This window comes from Streptomyces sp., assembly GCF_036566765.1.
In the GTDB taxonomy this organism is placed as follows: domain Bacteria; phylum Actinomycetota; class Actinomycetes; order Streptomycetales; family Streptomycetaceae; genus Streptomyces.
Genome location: NZ_DATCVQ010000447.1, coordinates 15,765 through 28,897 on the forward strand (window position 1 = coordinate 15,765; position 13,133 = coordinate 28,897).

Annotated in this window: 11 protein-coding genes; 6 read left to right on the forward strand and 5 right to left on the reverse strand. The window is 73.4% G+C overall.

What is annotated here, in order from left to right:
* Window positions 1–59 precede the first annotated feature (59 nt).
* From VIU94_RS26480 to VIU94_RS26495, 4 genes are all read right to left on the reverse strand, one after another.
* Window positions 60–938 carry an arylamine N-acetyltransferase family protein gene (locus tag VIU94_RS26480; protein WP_331914805.1) on the reverse strand — a complete coding sequence of 293 codons (879 nt, stop codon included), beginning with the start codon at window positions 936–938 and terminating at the stop codon, window positions 60–62.
* A 20-nt stretch (window positions 939–958) separates the two neighbouring features.
* Entirely contained in the window at window positions 959–1,720 is a 762-nt protein-coding gene (locus tag VIU94_RS26485; protein WP_331914806.1) for an MIP/aquaporin family protein, read from the reverse strand.
* A gap of 119 nt (window positions 1,721–1,839) precedes the next feature.
* Window positions 1,840–3,696 (reverse strand): asparagine synthase (glutamine-hydrolyzing), encoded by a 1,857-nt coding sequence (gene asnB / locus VIU94_RS26490; RefSeq protein WP_331914807.1) that lies wholly within the window; start codon window positions 3,694–3,696, stop codon window positions 1,840–1,842.
* A 43-nt stretch (window positions 3,697–3,739) separates the two neighbouring features.
* On the reverse strand, window positions 3,740–5,326 hold the full coding sequence (locus VIU94_RS26495) for a carboxylesterase family protein (protein WP_331914808.1): 1,587 nt from the start codon (window positions 5,324–5,326) through the stop codon (window positions 3,740–3,742).
* 214 nt (window positions 5,327–5,540) lie between these two features.
* On the opposite strand from VIU94_RS26495, the gene VIU94_RS26500 reads away from it, so the two are divergent.
* The 6 genes from VIU94_RS26500 to VIU94_RS26525 all read left to right on the forward strand — a co-directional run bounded on the left by VIU94_RS26500 (window position 5,541) and on the right by VIU94_RS26525 (window position 11,841).
* Window positions 5,541–6,083 carry an SRPBCC family protein gene (locus VIU94_RS26500; RefSeq protein ID WP_331914809.1) on the forward strand — a complete coding sequence of 181 codons (543 nt, stop codon included), beginning with the start codon at window positions 5,541–5,543 and terminating at the stop codon, window positions 6,081–6,083.
* Window positions 6,084–6,353: 270 nt separating this feature from the next.
* The gene (locus VIU94_RS26505) at window positions 6,354–7,526 is read left to right on the forward strand and encodes a 3-deoxy-7-phosphoheptulonate synthase (RefSeq protein WP_331914810.1); all 1,173 of its coding nucleotides are present in this window, start codon (window positions 6,354–6,356) and stop codon (window positions 7,524–7,526) included.
* A 47-nt stretch (window positions 7,527–7,573) separates the two neighbouring features.
* Window positions 7,574–8,344, forward strand: a complete 771-nt coding sequence (locus VIU94_RS26510; RefSeq protein WP_331914837.1) for a 2,3-dihydro-2,3-dihydroxybenzoate dehydrogenase — start codon at window positions 7,574–7,576, stop codon at window positions 8,342–8,344.
* A gap of 115 nt (window positions 8,345–8,459) precedes the next feature.
* Window positions 8,460–9,086 (forward strand): isochorismatase family protein, encoded by a 627-nt coding sequence (locus VIU94_RS26515; RefSeq protein WP_331914812.1) that lies wholly within the window; start codon window positions 8,460–8,462, stop codon window positions 9,084–9,086.
* The gene (locus VIU94_RS26520; protein ID WP_331914814.1) at window positions 9,083–11,047 is read left to right on the forward strand and encodes an anthranilate synthase family protein; all 1,965 of its coding nucleotides are present in this window, start codon (window positions 9,083–9,085) and stop codon (window positions 11,045–11,047) included. The genes VIU94_RS26515 and VIU94_RS26520 overlap by 4 nt, the downstream gene beginning before the upstream one ends.
* On the forward strand, window positions 11,044–11,841 hold the full coding sequence (locus tag VIU94_RS26525; RefSeq protein ID WP_331914816.1) for an AfsR/SARP family transcriptional regulator: 798 nt from the start codon (window positions 11,044–11,046) through the stop codon (window positions 11,839–11,841). The genes VIU94_RS26520 and VIU94_RS26525 overlap by 4 nt, the downstream gene beginning before the upstream one ends.
* Before the next feature lie 5 nt (window positions 11,842–11,846).
* On the opposite strand, the gene VIU94_RS26530 is transcribed toward VIU94_RS26525, so the two are convergent.
* Window positions 11,847–13,094 (reverse strand): transglutaminase-like domain-containing protein, encoded by a 1,248-nt coding sequence (locus VIU94_RS26530; protein ID WP_331914818.1) that lies wholly within the window; start codon window positions 13,092–13,094, stop codon window positions 11,847–11,849.
* Window positions 13,095–13,133: the final 39 nt, after the last annotated feature.

The window sequence follows — 13,133 nt, forward strand, 5'->3', positions numbered from 1 at the left end:
GAATCCCGGGAGGGCCGACCATTGCGCCCCACAAGTCCGTCAAGTCCCGCCGCCGGAAGTCACTTCGCGGCGAAGAACTGCAGCAGCGCGCGGGAATCCTCGTCCGTCAGTGCGATTCCGAAGGCGTCCCGGAGCACCTGCACGGTGTCCGCCGCGCTGAGCCGGAGCACCTCCGCCGTGCCGTCCGGGAAGCGCCGCTCCAGCTGCTTGTCGAGCAGCAGCAGCCGCTGCTTCTCCTCCTGCCGCTGGGCGATCACCTGGCCGACGAACGGCGAGCCGGGCTTGGTCGAGCTGAGGTAGTGCGCCGCCTCGAAGTCGATCCGGTACTGGGGCTCCTGGCGGAACGCGTACATGTCGTACCAGGCGCCGGCCGCCGCGGCCGCCGGGTCCTCGTGCGGGATCTGGACGATCCAGTCCGGGCCGTCGGCGACCAGCCGCCAGGTCCAGTCCCCCGTCTCCGCGCGGGCTCCCGACTCCAGCGGCAGCGCCTGCATGAGCCCGCTGTAGCCGTAGCCGGCGTCGGCCAGCCACACCCGGTCGTCCGCGCGGACCAGCAGCACCGTGTGGGAGCGGAACCGGCGCCTGGTCTCGCCCTGCCGGATCCGGGCGAGCAGCCGGGTCACCGGGAAGCCGAGCCGGTCCAGGGCGGCGGCGAACAGCAGATTGTTCTCGTAGCAGTAGCCGCCGCGGCCCTGCCTCACCAGCTTGTCCTGGATCCGCGCGAGGTCGATCGAGACCGGGCGGCCGAGCGCGATGTCGATGTTCTCGAAGGTGATCGCGCCCATGTGGGCGCGCAGCACCCCGTGCAGCGTGTCGACGGTGGGGGTGCGGGGGCCGGTGTAGCCGATCCGGGCGAGGTAGGCGTCCAGGTCGAGCAGCTCGCTCTGCCACTCCGGCGCCGCGTCCACGTCGGTGGGCAGTCCGTACGTTCCCAACATGCCATGTCTCCTGTAGTCGTTCAGCGGGTGCTTTCCGCGGGCGCGTGCGGGGGGACGAGCTCCTCGGCCGCATGCGGCGGCTTGAGGCCGGCGGCGAGGGCGGCCGCGAGCACCGCGCCGAGCACCGGCCCGATGAGGTACGCGGCGAGGAACGTGGTGTTCCCGGACAGCAGCGCGGGCCCGAACTGGCGGGCCGGGTTGACCGCCCCGCCCGCCACCGGGCCCAGGAAGAAGATGAAGCCGGCGATGCAGGCGCCGACCACGGAGGGGATCAGGAACTCCCAGCGGGGCCGGATCAGCAGCCCGGCCACCAGCGTCATGCAGATCAGCTGTCCGACGGTCTCGGCGGTCAGCACCTCCCAGAAGTCCCAGCCGGGCGCGGGCCCGACCGCCGCCCAGTTCACCGACTCCACGGCCGGGCCGCCCCACACGAGCCCGCCCAGCGCGGTCCCGGCGATCGCGCCGGCGACCTGTGCGACGCAGAACGGCACGACGTCCCGGCCCGGGAAGGCCCGCAGCAGCCACAGCCCGATGCTCACCGACGGGTTCATGTGCCCGGCGGTCCTGCGGGTCATCGAGTAATGGATGATCAGCGTGTTGGCGATGCCGAAGAGGACCGCCATCAATGCGAACGCCGCCCGGCCCTTGACCACGGAGCCGAGCGGCGCGTCCGGAGCGAAGATCCAGCGGGCGCTGGTGACGATGAGGAACAGGATTCCCGCGGTGATCAGGAACTCCAGGACGAACATGCGGGCGCGCCGCGAAGGAAACGTAGTGGCCATGTGACCACCTCCCAGCTGTGGTTCGGGTGGTGCCGGTGGTTCGGGGGCCTCACACGCGTGGGCGGCGCCGCACCCGGCCCGGTGGCCGTGCGCGACGCCGCTTCCGCGTGAGGCGGAGGTCAGAGCTCGATGCGTACGCGGTAGCTCTCGGCCCAGGCGTGAAACTCGACCAGGCGCTCCATCACGGCGCGGGTGCCCCACAGGCCGCCGAGCGCGGAGTACTCCTCCAGCGGCTTGTCGAGGAGCTTCTGGACGCCCTCGCGGGAGACCAGCTTCAGCACCGGGGAGTCGCCCTCCAGGAGCTCGGCGACCTTGCCGCGCAGCGCCGTCACGTAGGCGGTGTCCTGCGTCGAGGGGTACGGGCTCTTCTTCCGCTCCAGGACCGAGTCCGGCAGCACGTGCGCGGAGGCCGCGCGCAGCAGGCTCTTCTCCTTGCCGTCGAAGGTCTTCATCGCCCACGGCACGTTGTAGACGTACTCCACGAGGCGGTGGTCGGTGAACGGGACCCGGACCTCCAGGCTCGCCGCCATCGAGATCCGGTCCTTGCGGTCCAGCAGGAACTTCTCCCAGTGCCAGATGTTGAGCCAGGTCAGCTCGCGCATCCGCTCCTCCTCGGGGGAGTCCCCCGGCAGGCGCGGCACGCGCTCCAGCGCCTCGGTGTAGCGCCGCTTGACGTACTCGTCCAGGCCGAGCCGGTCCCACAGGCCGATCTCGCGCATGGTGGCGAGCCCGCCGAGCCGGCGCCACGCGTCGTACCAGGGGAAGGTGTCCCCGTCGACGGCCTCCCGGTCGAAGAACCAGTTGTAGCCGCCGAATATCTCGTCGGCGGCCTCGCCGGACAGCGCGACCGTGACGCGCTCCTTGAGCGCCTTGCACAGGTGGTAGAGCGAGTGCTCCATGTCGCCCGTCGACACCGGCAGGTCCTGGGCGCGCAGCACGGCGGCGCGTACCTCTTCGTCGAGGATGTGGTGGTTCTCCAGCTCCACGATCACGTGCTCGGCGCCGGCGTGCCGGGCGACGTCGACCGCGTACGGCGTGTCGGGGTCCATCCAGATGCCGTTGTCGCGGAACGTCTCCCCGTGGTCCTTGAAGTCCACCGAGAACGCCGTGATCTTCTCGTCGCTGCCCTGGTCGCGCAGCGCCTTCGCGGCGAGCGCGGTCACCGCGGAGGAGTCCAGACCGCCGGAGAGCAGCGTGCCGACCCTCACGTCGGCGATCAGCTGCCGCTCGACGATGTCCTCCAGGAGCTCCCGGGTGTGCGCGATCGTCGCGTCCAGGTCCTCCGTGTGCGGCCGGGCCTCGAGGGCCCAGTACGTCCGGGTCGTCGAGCCGGACCGGGTGAAGCGGACCACGGTGCCCGGGACGACCTCGTGCATGCCCTTGAAGACCGCGTGCCCGGGGGTGTTGATGATGGCGAAGATCTCCGCGAGACCCTCGGCGTCGACCACCGCCTCCGCCTCCGGGTGGGCGAGGATCGCCTTGGCCTCGGAGCCGAACAGCACCCCGTCGGCGGTCGGGTAGTAGAACAGCGGCTTGACGCCCATCCGGTCGCGGACCAGCAGCAGCTCCTCGCTGCGCGGGTCCCAGATCGCCAGCGCGTACATGCCGTTGAGCCGCTCCGCGAACTCCTCGCCCCACTCCAGGTAGGCGTGCAGCACCACCTCGGTGTCGCTGGAGGTGCGGAACGCGTGCCCGAGTCCTTCGAGCTCGTCCTTCAGCTCGCGGAAGTTGTACACCTCGCCGGTGTAGACGAGCACCGGCTGTCCGTCGTCGTCCGGCAGCGCGTGCATCGGCTGCCGGCCGAGCTCCAGGTCGATGACGGAGAGCCGGCGGTGCCCGAGGGCGGCGTGCCGGGACAGCCAGATCCCCTTGTCGTCGGGGCCCCGGCACTCCAGCGTCCGGGTCATGGCCTCGGTGGTGTCTCCGCCGAGCGTCAGATCGCGGTCGTAGGCGACCCAGCCGGTGAGTCCGCACATGGCGCCTCAGTTCCTTTCCACGGGGGGTGAGAGCGGTGATTCGTCAGGGGCGCGGCACGGGAACCCAGCCGGCGGTGTCCCAGTGGGCGAGTTGACGGAGCGCGGTGCGCTCGGCGATCTCGGCGACGCATTTCCCGCCGAGGATCATGGTGCTGCGCCGGTCCGGGGAGAACTCCGGCCAGGCGGGGGCGTGCGGGCTGTTCGGGGCCTCGCCGCGGGCGAAGGAGGCCACCAGCTCGATGAGCGTGTCCGAGACCAGGCGCTCCTGGGGGCCGGCGCCGTAGTGCGGGGCGTTGACCTCGTTCGCGTACGAGCCGAACAGGAACTTGGAGGTCGCCTCGTGCGGCGTGCCGGTCAGCGGCGGCGCGACGGGGTGCGCGAACTCCATCAGGTAGCCGGGGACGTCGGGCCGCTCCCGGGCGTGCCGCTCCGCGAGCCGGGTGATCTGGTAGCGGAACAGCGAGTCGCCCCAGATCGCGCTCCACAGCCCGACCGGGTCCCGCGGCAGCCCGTCGGCCTCGGCGGCGCTCCGGTACGCGGAGATCGCCGCCTTCACCTGCTGGTCGGTGACCCGGGCCGCGCCCTTGTGCAGCACCTCCCGGACCGCGGTGCGCAGTTGGGCCTCGTCGGCGGGCAGCGGGCCCTGGTACGGGTACCCGGGTCCGGTGGTGAAGAAGGTCCCCTCGGTACGGGCGTAGACGGCCATCGTCGGCAGGTCCGGCGTCGGCAGCTCGTGGTCGTGCCCGCGCATCCAGCGGCCGTCGACCACCGGGCCCTGGTACTCGCGCCAGGCGGCGACCTCGCGGGTGGACGGGGCGCCGGAGAAGATCTTCTCCCAGGCGTCCTTGAGCAGCGCCGCGGGGACCTCGCGCAGCCCGCGCACGGTGGTGCCCAGGCTCCGGGCCAGCAGCTCGTACGTCTCCCGCGACTCCGCCGGGCTCGCCGAACTGGCCGGCCGCCACACGTGCTTGACGCTGAACGGGACGATCCGTCGGATGTCCTCCCGCAGTTCGGGCATCAGGCCGAGCTGCCAGGCGGACGAGCCGCCCGCCGAGGTGCCGGCCACGGTGATGTTGTCCGGGTCGCCGCCGAAGGCCGCCGCGTTCTCCCGGACCCAGCGGACCAGCGCCGCCTGGTCCTGCAGGCCCCAGTTCGAGTAGCCGTCGGTCTCCTCGTCGAGGAGGTGCTCGTGCAGGCCCCAGCCCAGCGCGCCGAGGCGGTAGTTGAAGGTGATGACGACCATGTCGCCGTGGGCCGCGGGCCGGGCGCCGTCGTAGTCCGGCTCGCTGCCCGCGCCGAGGAACCAGCCGCCGCCGTGGATGTAGACGAGCACCGGCCGGGAGCCCTTGACGCCCGGCGTCCACACGTTCGCGTACAGGCTGTCCTCGGCCGAGCCGGGCAGCCAGGACTGGAGCGAGACCGGCCCGAAGGCGGTCGCCTCCCGGACGCCGCGCCACTCGGGCGCCGGCCGGGGCGAGCGGTAGCGCAGCGGGCCCACCGGGGGAGCGGCGTACGGCACTCCGCGGAAGACGCACAGGCCGCCCGTCCGCTCGCCGGACACGAGTCCCGAACTGGTGCGGGTGACGACGGTCCGGGCGCTTCCTCGATGGACTGCTCCCGAATGGGACATGAACGAACTCCCCCGGTGGGCGAATGCCGAAAGACGGAAGGGCGAAGAATGGATCGGCGAAGAACGGTGACGGCGCGATGGTGCCCGAGCCGCCGACCGGGACCAATGCCCGTCCGCGTACTCAGTCAGGTCGATTCGGGCCGCCGCGGAGACCTGACGGATTCAGGACAGGGCCTTTGAACCCGCCCTCCGGCCGTCGGCAGGATCCCGGGACATGACACAGTCGATTCTGGATTCACGACCGCTTTTCGAACTGGGCGCCGAGATTCGCGTCGCGGCCACCGCCGAAGAGATCTACTCGACGGTCAGCGACATGAAGCGGCACGCCGAGTGGAGCACCGAACTGCGCGACGGAGAGTGGATCTCCGGCGAGCCCGGCCAGGTCGGTTCGATCTTCCGCGGCGAGAACTTCCGCGCCGACGACGTGGTCTCCTGGGCCCCGCTCATCCGCGGCGTCTGGCACACCAAGTCGGAGATCGTCGAGACCGAGCCCGGCCGCGCGTTCCGCTGGAAGATCCACTCCAAGACCGGAGAGCCGCAGGAGCTCGTCTGGTCCTTCGAGATCGAGCCGTCCGGCGAGGGCTGCCTGCTGAGCCAGACATTCCGCATGGGCTGGGCCTCGCCGGGAATCCACGAGATCACCAAGAGCATGGACGAGGACGACAAGCGGAAATTCATCGCCGACTGGACCGAGAAGATGAAGCGGGACGTCGCCGAGACCCTCTCCCGGATCAAGAACGTCGTCGAAAAGGGATGACCCCCGGCGGCCGCGGAACAGCCCATCCCGGGCCGTTCCGCGGCCCCCGATAGGTCCGCATTCGACCCCCTCGGGCTACTTGACTTAGTCCGAACCGCTTCTTTGTCCGGACGGCCTGCCGCGTCGGATGATCCCGGAGGAATTCCGGGGAGGCGCCCGCGCTCGGGCGGGCCGCCGCGGCCGGCGGGCCATTCTTCCCCGCGCCGCAGCCCCGACGCTTCGACATCGACGCCCGTTCCACCGCCTCCCCTGTTTCCCTAGGAGACCACCGTGGACAACACGCTGCTCGACATCCGCCGTCGGCCGGCCCTGCAACAGCCCGCGTGGGAGGACGCCTCGCAGGTGGAGCGGGTACGCGAGGAACTCGCCGCCCGCCCGCCGCTCGTCACCCCCCGCGACATCCGCACCCTGCACTCCCATCTCGCGCGGGTGGCCGCCGGCGAGGCCGTGATCGTCCAGGCCGGCGACTGCGCCGAGGACCCCGACGAGTCCACCGCCGCGCACGTCGCCCGCAAGGCCGCCGTCCTGGACCTGCTGGCCGGCGCGATGAAGATGGGCGCCCGCACGCCGGTGATCCGGATCGGCCGCATCGCCGGTCAGTTCGCCAAGCCCCGCTCCAAGCCCACCGAGCTGGTCGACGGCGTCCAACTGCCCGTCTACCGCGGCCACATGGTCAACGGCCCGGCCGCCGACCCGGAGAGCCGGCGGCCCGACCCGCTGCGGCTGCTCACCGGCTACATGGCCGCCGACGACGTCATCCGCCACCTCGGCTGGCGCCGGCCCGCCAACATCCCCGCCATCGACCCGCCGGTGTGGACCAGCCACGAGGCCCTGCTCCTCGACTACGAGGTCCCCATGCTCCGCCGCGACGACGACGGCCGGCTGTTCCTCGCCTCCACCCACTTCCCGTGGATCGGCGAGCGCACCCGCCAGGTCGACGGCGCGCACGTCGCCCTGCTCGCCGAGGTCGCCAACCCGGTCGCCTGCAAGGTCGGCCCCAGCATGACCACCGACGAGCTGCTCGCCCTGTGCGACCGGCTCGACCCGGAACGCGACCCCGGCCGGCTCACCCTCATCGCCCGCATGGGCGCCGACAACGTCGCCGCCAAACTGCCGCCGCTCGTCGCCGCCGTACGCGCCGCCGGACACCCCGTCTCCTGGCTCAGCGACCCCATGCACGGCAACACCGTCACCGCGCCCGGCGGCCTCAAGACCCGCCTGACCACCGTCGTCGAGCGCGAGATCGCCGAGTTCCGGCGCGCCGTCCTCGCCGGCGGCGGCGTGGCCGGCGGCCTGCACCTGGAGACCACCCCGGACGACGTCACCGAATGCGTCCACGAGGAGCAGCACGCCGTCGCCTGCGGCGAGCGCTACACCAGCTTCTGCGACCCCCGGCTCAACCCCGGCCAGGCCGTCTCCGTCGTCTCGGCCTGGCACGCGTGAACCGCCGCACCGTCCACTCGAAGGAGGCCACGACCATGGAGCAGTCCCTGCGCGGCAAGACCGCCCTCGTCACCGGCGCCGCCGGCGGCATCGGCGCCGCCGTGGTGCGCGCGCTCGCCGAGCGCGGCGCCGCCGTCGCTGCCGTCGACCGCGACGAGGCCGCCCTCAAGCCGAGGGTCGCCGCGCTCGTCCTCGACGGCCTGAACGTCGAGGCGTTCCCCGCCGACGTCACCGACTCCGCACAGGTCGCCGCCGCCGTCGACGAGGTCGAGCGGCGCCTCGGCCCCATCGACCACCTGGTGAACGCCGCCGGCGTGCTGCGCCTCGGCCCCGTCCGCACCTTCAGCGACGAGGACTGGGCCGCCACCTTCGCCGTCAACGCCACCGGCGTCTTCCAGGTCTCCCGCGCCGTCGTCGACCGGATGATCCCGCGCGGCTCCGGCGCGATCGTCACCGTCGCCTCCAACGCCGCCGCGACCCCGCGCAGCGACATGGCCGCGTACGCCGCGTCCAAGGCCGCCGCGACGATGTTCACCAAGTCGCTGGGCCTGGAGGTCGCCCAGTACGGCATCCGCTGCAACCTGGTCGCCCCCGGCTCCACCGACACCCCGATGCTCAGCTCCATGTGGCACGACGAGTCCGGGCCGAAGGGCACCATCGAGGGCCGCCCCGACGCGTTCCGGGTGGGCATCCCGCTCGGCAAGCTCGCGCTTCCCACGGACGTCGCCGCCGCGGTGCTGTTCCTGCTGTCGGAGCAGGCCGCCCACATCACGCTGCACGACCTCACCGTCGACGGCGGCGCGTCGCTCGGCGCCTGAGCGCGTCGCCCGCGGGCGTCGCCTGACCGCGGTCTGCGCGCCCGGGCGTCCGGGCGTCCGCGCGTCGCTTCCCGCGCCCCACCGAACCCCAGTCACGTGTCACGAGAGGACGGTCATGGCCACCGGCATACCGCCCATTGAGGCCTACCCCCTGCCGACGGCCGGCGCCCTGCCGCCCGCCACCCCGAAATGGTCCGTCGACCCGGACCGCGCGGTGCTGCTCGTCCACGACATGCAGCGTTACTTCCTCGCCCCCTTCCCGACCCCGCTGCGCGACCGGATCGTCGCCAACTCGGCCCTGCTGCGGGACCGGTGCGCCGCGCGCGGCGTCCCCGTCGCGTACACCGCGCAGCCCGGCAGCATGTCGAGCGAAGAGCGCGGCCTGCTCGCCGACTTCTGGGGGCCCGGCATGAAGGCCGCCCCCGCCGACCGCGAGGTCGTCGAGCCGCTGGCCCCCGCCGACGGGGACTGGCTGCTCACCAAGTGGCGCTACAGCGCCTTCTTCCGCACCGACCTGCTGGAGCGGATGCGGTTCCACAACCGCGACCAGCTGATCATCTGCGGCGTGTACGCGCACGTGGGCGTCCTCGCCAGCGCCGTCGAGGCGTTCACCAACGACATCGAGACCTTCCTGGTCGCCGACGCGCTCGGCGACTTCACGGAGGCCGACCACTGGCAGGCCGTCGACTACGCGGCCCGTCGCTGCGCCGTCGTCACCACGACCGAGCAGGTGCTCGCATGACCGCCGGCCAGGAACTGCTCGCCCGCGTCCTCGGCGCCGACGCCCCGCCCTTCGCTCTGCTGCACCGACCGGAGAGCGCCACCGGGCCCGACGCCCTCGACCTGCTGACCGGCCCGGTCGCCACGCCGGCCGCCCTCGCCGACATCCCGCTGCCGGACGCCGCCGACGGCCCCCGGCACGACGTCCTCGTCGTCGTCCCGTACCGGCAGATCGCCGAACGCGGCTTCGCCTGCGCCGACGACGGCGCGCCGCTGCTCGCCATGACCGTGGCCGAGCAGGAGACCGTGTCGCTGGACGCCGTGCTGCGCGCCGTGCCCGACGTGCCGATCCGGCTCGCCGGCGGCGGCTTCGGCACCGACACCTCGGACGAGGCGTACGCCGACACCGTCCGGCGGATCATCGCCGAGGAGATCGGCACCGGCGTGGGCGCCAACTTCGTCGTCCGGCGCTCCTTCACCGCCGAGATCACCGACTACGGGCTGCCCTGCGCGCTGGCCTTCTTCCGCCGGCTCCTGGAGCGGGAGGCCGGGGCGTACTGGACCTTCCTCGTCCACACCGGCGACCGCACCTTCGTCGGCGCGTCCCCCGAGCGGCATGTCAGCCTCGACGCCGGCACGGCCGTGATGAACCCGATCAGCGGCACGTACCGCTACCCGCCGACCGGCCCCACCCTGACCGGCGTCCTCGACTTCCTCGCCGACCGCAAGGAGGCCGACGAGCTGTACATGGTCGTCGACGAGGAACTCAAGATGATGGGCCGGATCTGCGAGTCCGGCGGCCGTGTGGTGGGCCCGTACCTCAAGGAGATGGCCCGGCTCGCGCACACCGAGTACTTCATCGAGGGCCGGACCGCCCGCGACCCGCGCGAGATCCTGCGCGAGACGCTCTTCGCGCCCACCGTGACCGGCTCGCCGCTGGAGAGCGCCTGCCGGGTCATCGCCGCGTACGAGCCGGAGGGCCGCGGCTACTACAGCGGGGTCGCCGCCCTGATCGGCCGCGACGCGGACGGCGGGCACGCGATGGACTCCGCGATCCTCATCCGGACCGCGGAGATCGACGGAGGCGGGCGGGTGCGGATCGGCGTCGGCGCGACGCTGGTGCGCCACTCCGACCCGCTCTCCGAGGTCGCCGAGACCCGTGCCAAGGCCGCGTCCCTGATCGCCGCGCTCACCCCCGACGAGGGCGCGGGCCGGTTCCGCGGGCACCCCCGGGTGCGGGCCGCGCTGGCCGAGCGGAACACCGGGCTCGCCGGCTTCTGGCTGGCCGACGACGGGGCGCGCGGCCGGCCCGACCCGGTGCTCGCCGGGAAGCGGATCCTCGTCGTGGACGCCGAGGACACCTTCACGTCCATGATCGCCCGTCAGATCCGGGCGATGGGGCCGGAGGTGGAGGTCCGGCGGTTCGACGAGCCGTACTCCTTCGACGGCCACGACCTGGTGGTGATGGGCCCGGGGCCCGGCGACCCGCGCGAGATCGGCCACCCCAAGATCGAGCATCTGCGGGAGGCCGTCGGGACGCTCCTCGAGGAGCGGCGGCCGTTCCTCGCGGTCTGCCTCAGCCACCAGGTCCTCTCGCTCCAGCTCGGCCTGGAGCTGGCCCGCCGGGACGTGCCCAACCAGGGCGTGCAGACGGAGATCGACCTCTTCGGCAGGCGCGAACGGGTGGGCTTCTACAACACGTTCGCGGCGCGCAGCGAGGCGGACTGCCTGCACAGCCCCAGTGCCGGCCGGATCGAGGTCAGCCGCGACCCGCTCACCGGCGAGGTGCACGCGCTGCGCGCCGAGCGCTTCGCGTCCATGCAGTTCCACGCCGAGTCGGTGCTCACGCAGAACGGGCCGCGGATCGTGGGGTCGTTGCTGGGCGGGCTGGTGTCGGGCCGGCCGGCGCCGGACATCGCCGGGGCGGGCGCCGTGGGTTCGGCGGGCGCGCCGCTCGCGGGGCAAGGGGTCGCCGCCGTATGACCGACCCGCGGGCCGAGTCCCGCGGACGACCGGAGATCGGCGTGCTCGGGCCGCTCACGGTCCGCGTGGACGGCGTGGAACGCGCGCCGTCCGCGCGGATGGCCCGGCGCGTCCTCTCGGTGCTGCTCCTGCACGCCGACCGGCCCACGCCGATGACGGCGTTCATCGACGAACTGTGGCCGCAGGACCCGCCCCGGCTCGCCCGCAAGACCGTCCAGACGTACGTGTACGAACTCCGCCGCCGATTGCCCCGGATCAGCACGTGCCCCGACGGCTACGGCTATCTGCTGCGGCTCGACGGGGCACGCCTCGACCTGCGGGACTTCGAGCGGCTCCTCGCCCGGGCCCGGGCCGCGTTCGCCCGGCACGACGCCGCAGCGGCCGCCGACACCCTGCGCGAGGCGCTGGCGCTGTGGCGGGGTCCGGCGGCGTTCGCGGACGTCGAGGCCGGGCCGCTGCTCGCCGCGCGCACCTGCTATCTCGACGAACTGCGCCTGGACACGGTCGAGTTGCGCATCGAGGCGGAACTGATGCTGGGCCGCCACCACTGCCTGATCGGCGAGCTGAAGGGCCTGCTCGCCGCGCACCCGCTGCACGAGGCGTTCGGCGCGCAGCTGATGCTCGCCGCGCACCGCGCCGGGCAGCGCACGACCGCCCTCGCGGCGTACGAGCGGCTGCGCCGCACGCTCGCGACCCGGCTGGGCGTCGAGCCGTCCTGGCGGCTGCGCCGGCTGCACCAGGCGGTGCTCGCGGAGTCCCCGTCGCTGGCCTGGAGCCCGGACGCGCCGGTGTAGGCAGGTCAGAAGTCGCCGTGCTGCGGGGGGAGCTGACGGCAGGAGGTCACCGCGCGGCCGCCGTCGGGACAGAGGTGTGGGGCGGGGGCGGCGTGGGTCCCGTACGCCCAGGGCAGCAGCCAGTTCGGGCGGGAGCCGCGGCAGAAGTCCGTGAAGTCCGGGTGCGCGGCGGGGTGCCGGGCGGCCCGGTACGCCTGGACCGGGTCCAGCGGCAGCCAGTGGCCCGCCTCCCGGATCTCCGCCCAGGTGTGCCGCAGCGCCGCGCTGCGGCGCGAGGTGTCGCCCGGGCCCAGCAGGAAGCCGCTGCGGATCCGGGCCTCCAGGCCCGCGGCCCGGGCCTGCGCGGCCATCACCAGGGCGGCGGTCACCGCGTCGACGACGCCTGCGGCCAGGGCCTGCTCCGGATCGGCGGCCAGCGCGGCCGGCAGCCGCGCGTACCGGTACCGCCCGCCGGCCAGCCCCGCGTGCAGCTCGTCGAACACCTCCCGCGCGTCCCGCGACCGCACCCGCCGCGACCGCCCGCGCAACGTCACGTCCACCAGCACCCGCCCGCCCGGCTCCAGCGTCCGCCACCGCCGCACGGTGGTCGTCCCGGAGGCGATCGACGTCACCGGCGGCGCGGCCGGCGCGGGCCCCGCACACCGCACCGAACAGTCCGTGGACAGCGCCAGCCGCAACGCCCGCGGCGCGATCCAGCCGCCCGGCTCCCCGCCCGCCTGCCCGGCCCACCGCCACTCGGCGGCCTCGGGCCCGGACCGCCCGGTTCCGGCGAGCAGGCCGAGGTTGATGAGGTCGTAGCGGTCCATGAGGGGGCCGTCGGGGGAGGCGGCGTAAGGGGTGTGGCGGTCGAGGGCGCCGGCGTTCGCGCCGTGGTGATCCGGAGGGTCGTGATGCGTACGGGTCTCCACGTCGCCGCCGGAACTGCCGTGCCGCGTACGGTCGTCCGTGCCGCTGCCCGTCCCGGCGCGCCACACGCAATCGTCCGCGCAGGCGCCCGCATCGCCGCCGTCCCGCGGCCAGGCGCCCAGCCCCCCGGCCTCCGTCGCGGGCAGGCCCGCCGCGACCAGCAGCCGTACCGTCGCCTCGTCGATCCCGAGGATGCGGGCCGCTCCCCGGACCCCGACGTCCGGGCGGCGGTGGGCGGCCGGGACGGCGGGGAGCCGGTCCACGGCGGGCAGCCAGTGCCGGCGCAGTTCGGCGGCGGACACGGCCCGGCGTTCGGGCGCGGGCGGCCGCGGTGGTGCTTCGCTCATATGCCCCTCCCGCGCGCGATGGTGCCGCGTGGCGACCAA

Coding starts and splice junctions, on each gene's coding strand:
- VIU94_RS26480 (WP_331914805.1), bottom strand. CDS start 938: ATGTTGGGAACGTACGGACTGCCCACCGACGTGGACGCGGCGCCGGAG.
- VIU94_RS26485 (WP_331914806.1), bottom strand. CDS start 1,720: ATGGCCACTACGTTTCCTTCGCGGCGCGCCCGCATGTTCGTCCTGGAG.
- asnB (WP_331914807.1), bottom strand. CDS start 3,696: ATGTGCGGACTCACCGGCTGGGTCGCCTACGACCGCGATCTGACGCTC.
- VIU94_RS26495 (WP_331914808.1), bottom strand. CDS start 5,326: ATGTCCCATTCGGGAGCAGTCCATCGAGGAAGCGCCCGGACCGTCGTC.
- VIU94_RS26500 (WP_331914809.1), top strand. CDS start 5,541: ATGACACAGTCGATTCTGGATTCACGACCGCTTTTCGAACTGGGCGCC.
- VIU94_RS26515 (WP_331914812.1), top strand. CDS start 8,460: ATGGCCACCGGCATACCGCCCATTGAGGCCTACCCCCTGCCGACGGCC.
- VIU94_RS26520 (WP_331914814.1), top strand. CDS start 9,083: ATGACCGCCGGCCAGGAACTGCTCGCCCGCGTCCTCGGCGCCGACGCC.
- VIU94_RS26525 (WP_331914816.1), top strand. CDS start 11,044: ATGACCGACCCGCGGGCCGAGTCCCGCGGACGACCGGAGATCGGCGTG.
- VIU94_RS26530 (WP_331914818.1), bottom strand. CDS start 13,094: ATGAGCGAAGCACCACCGCGGCCGCCCGCGCCCGAACGCCGGGCCGTG.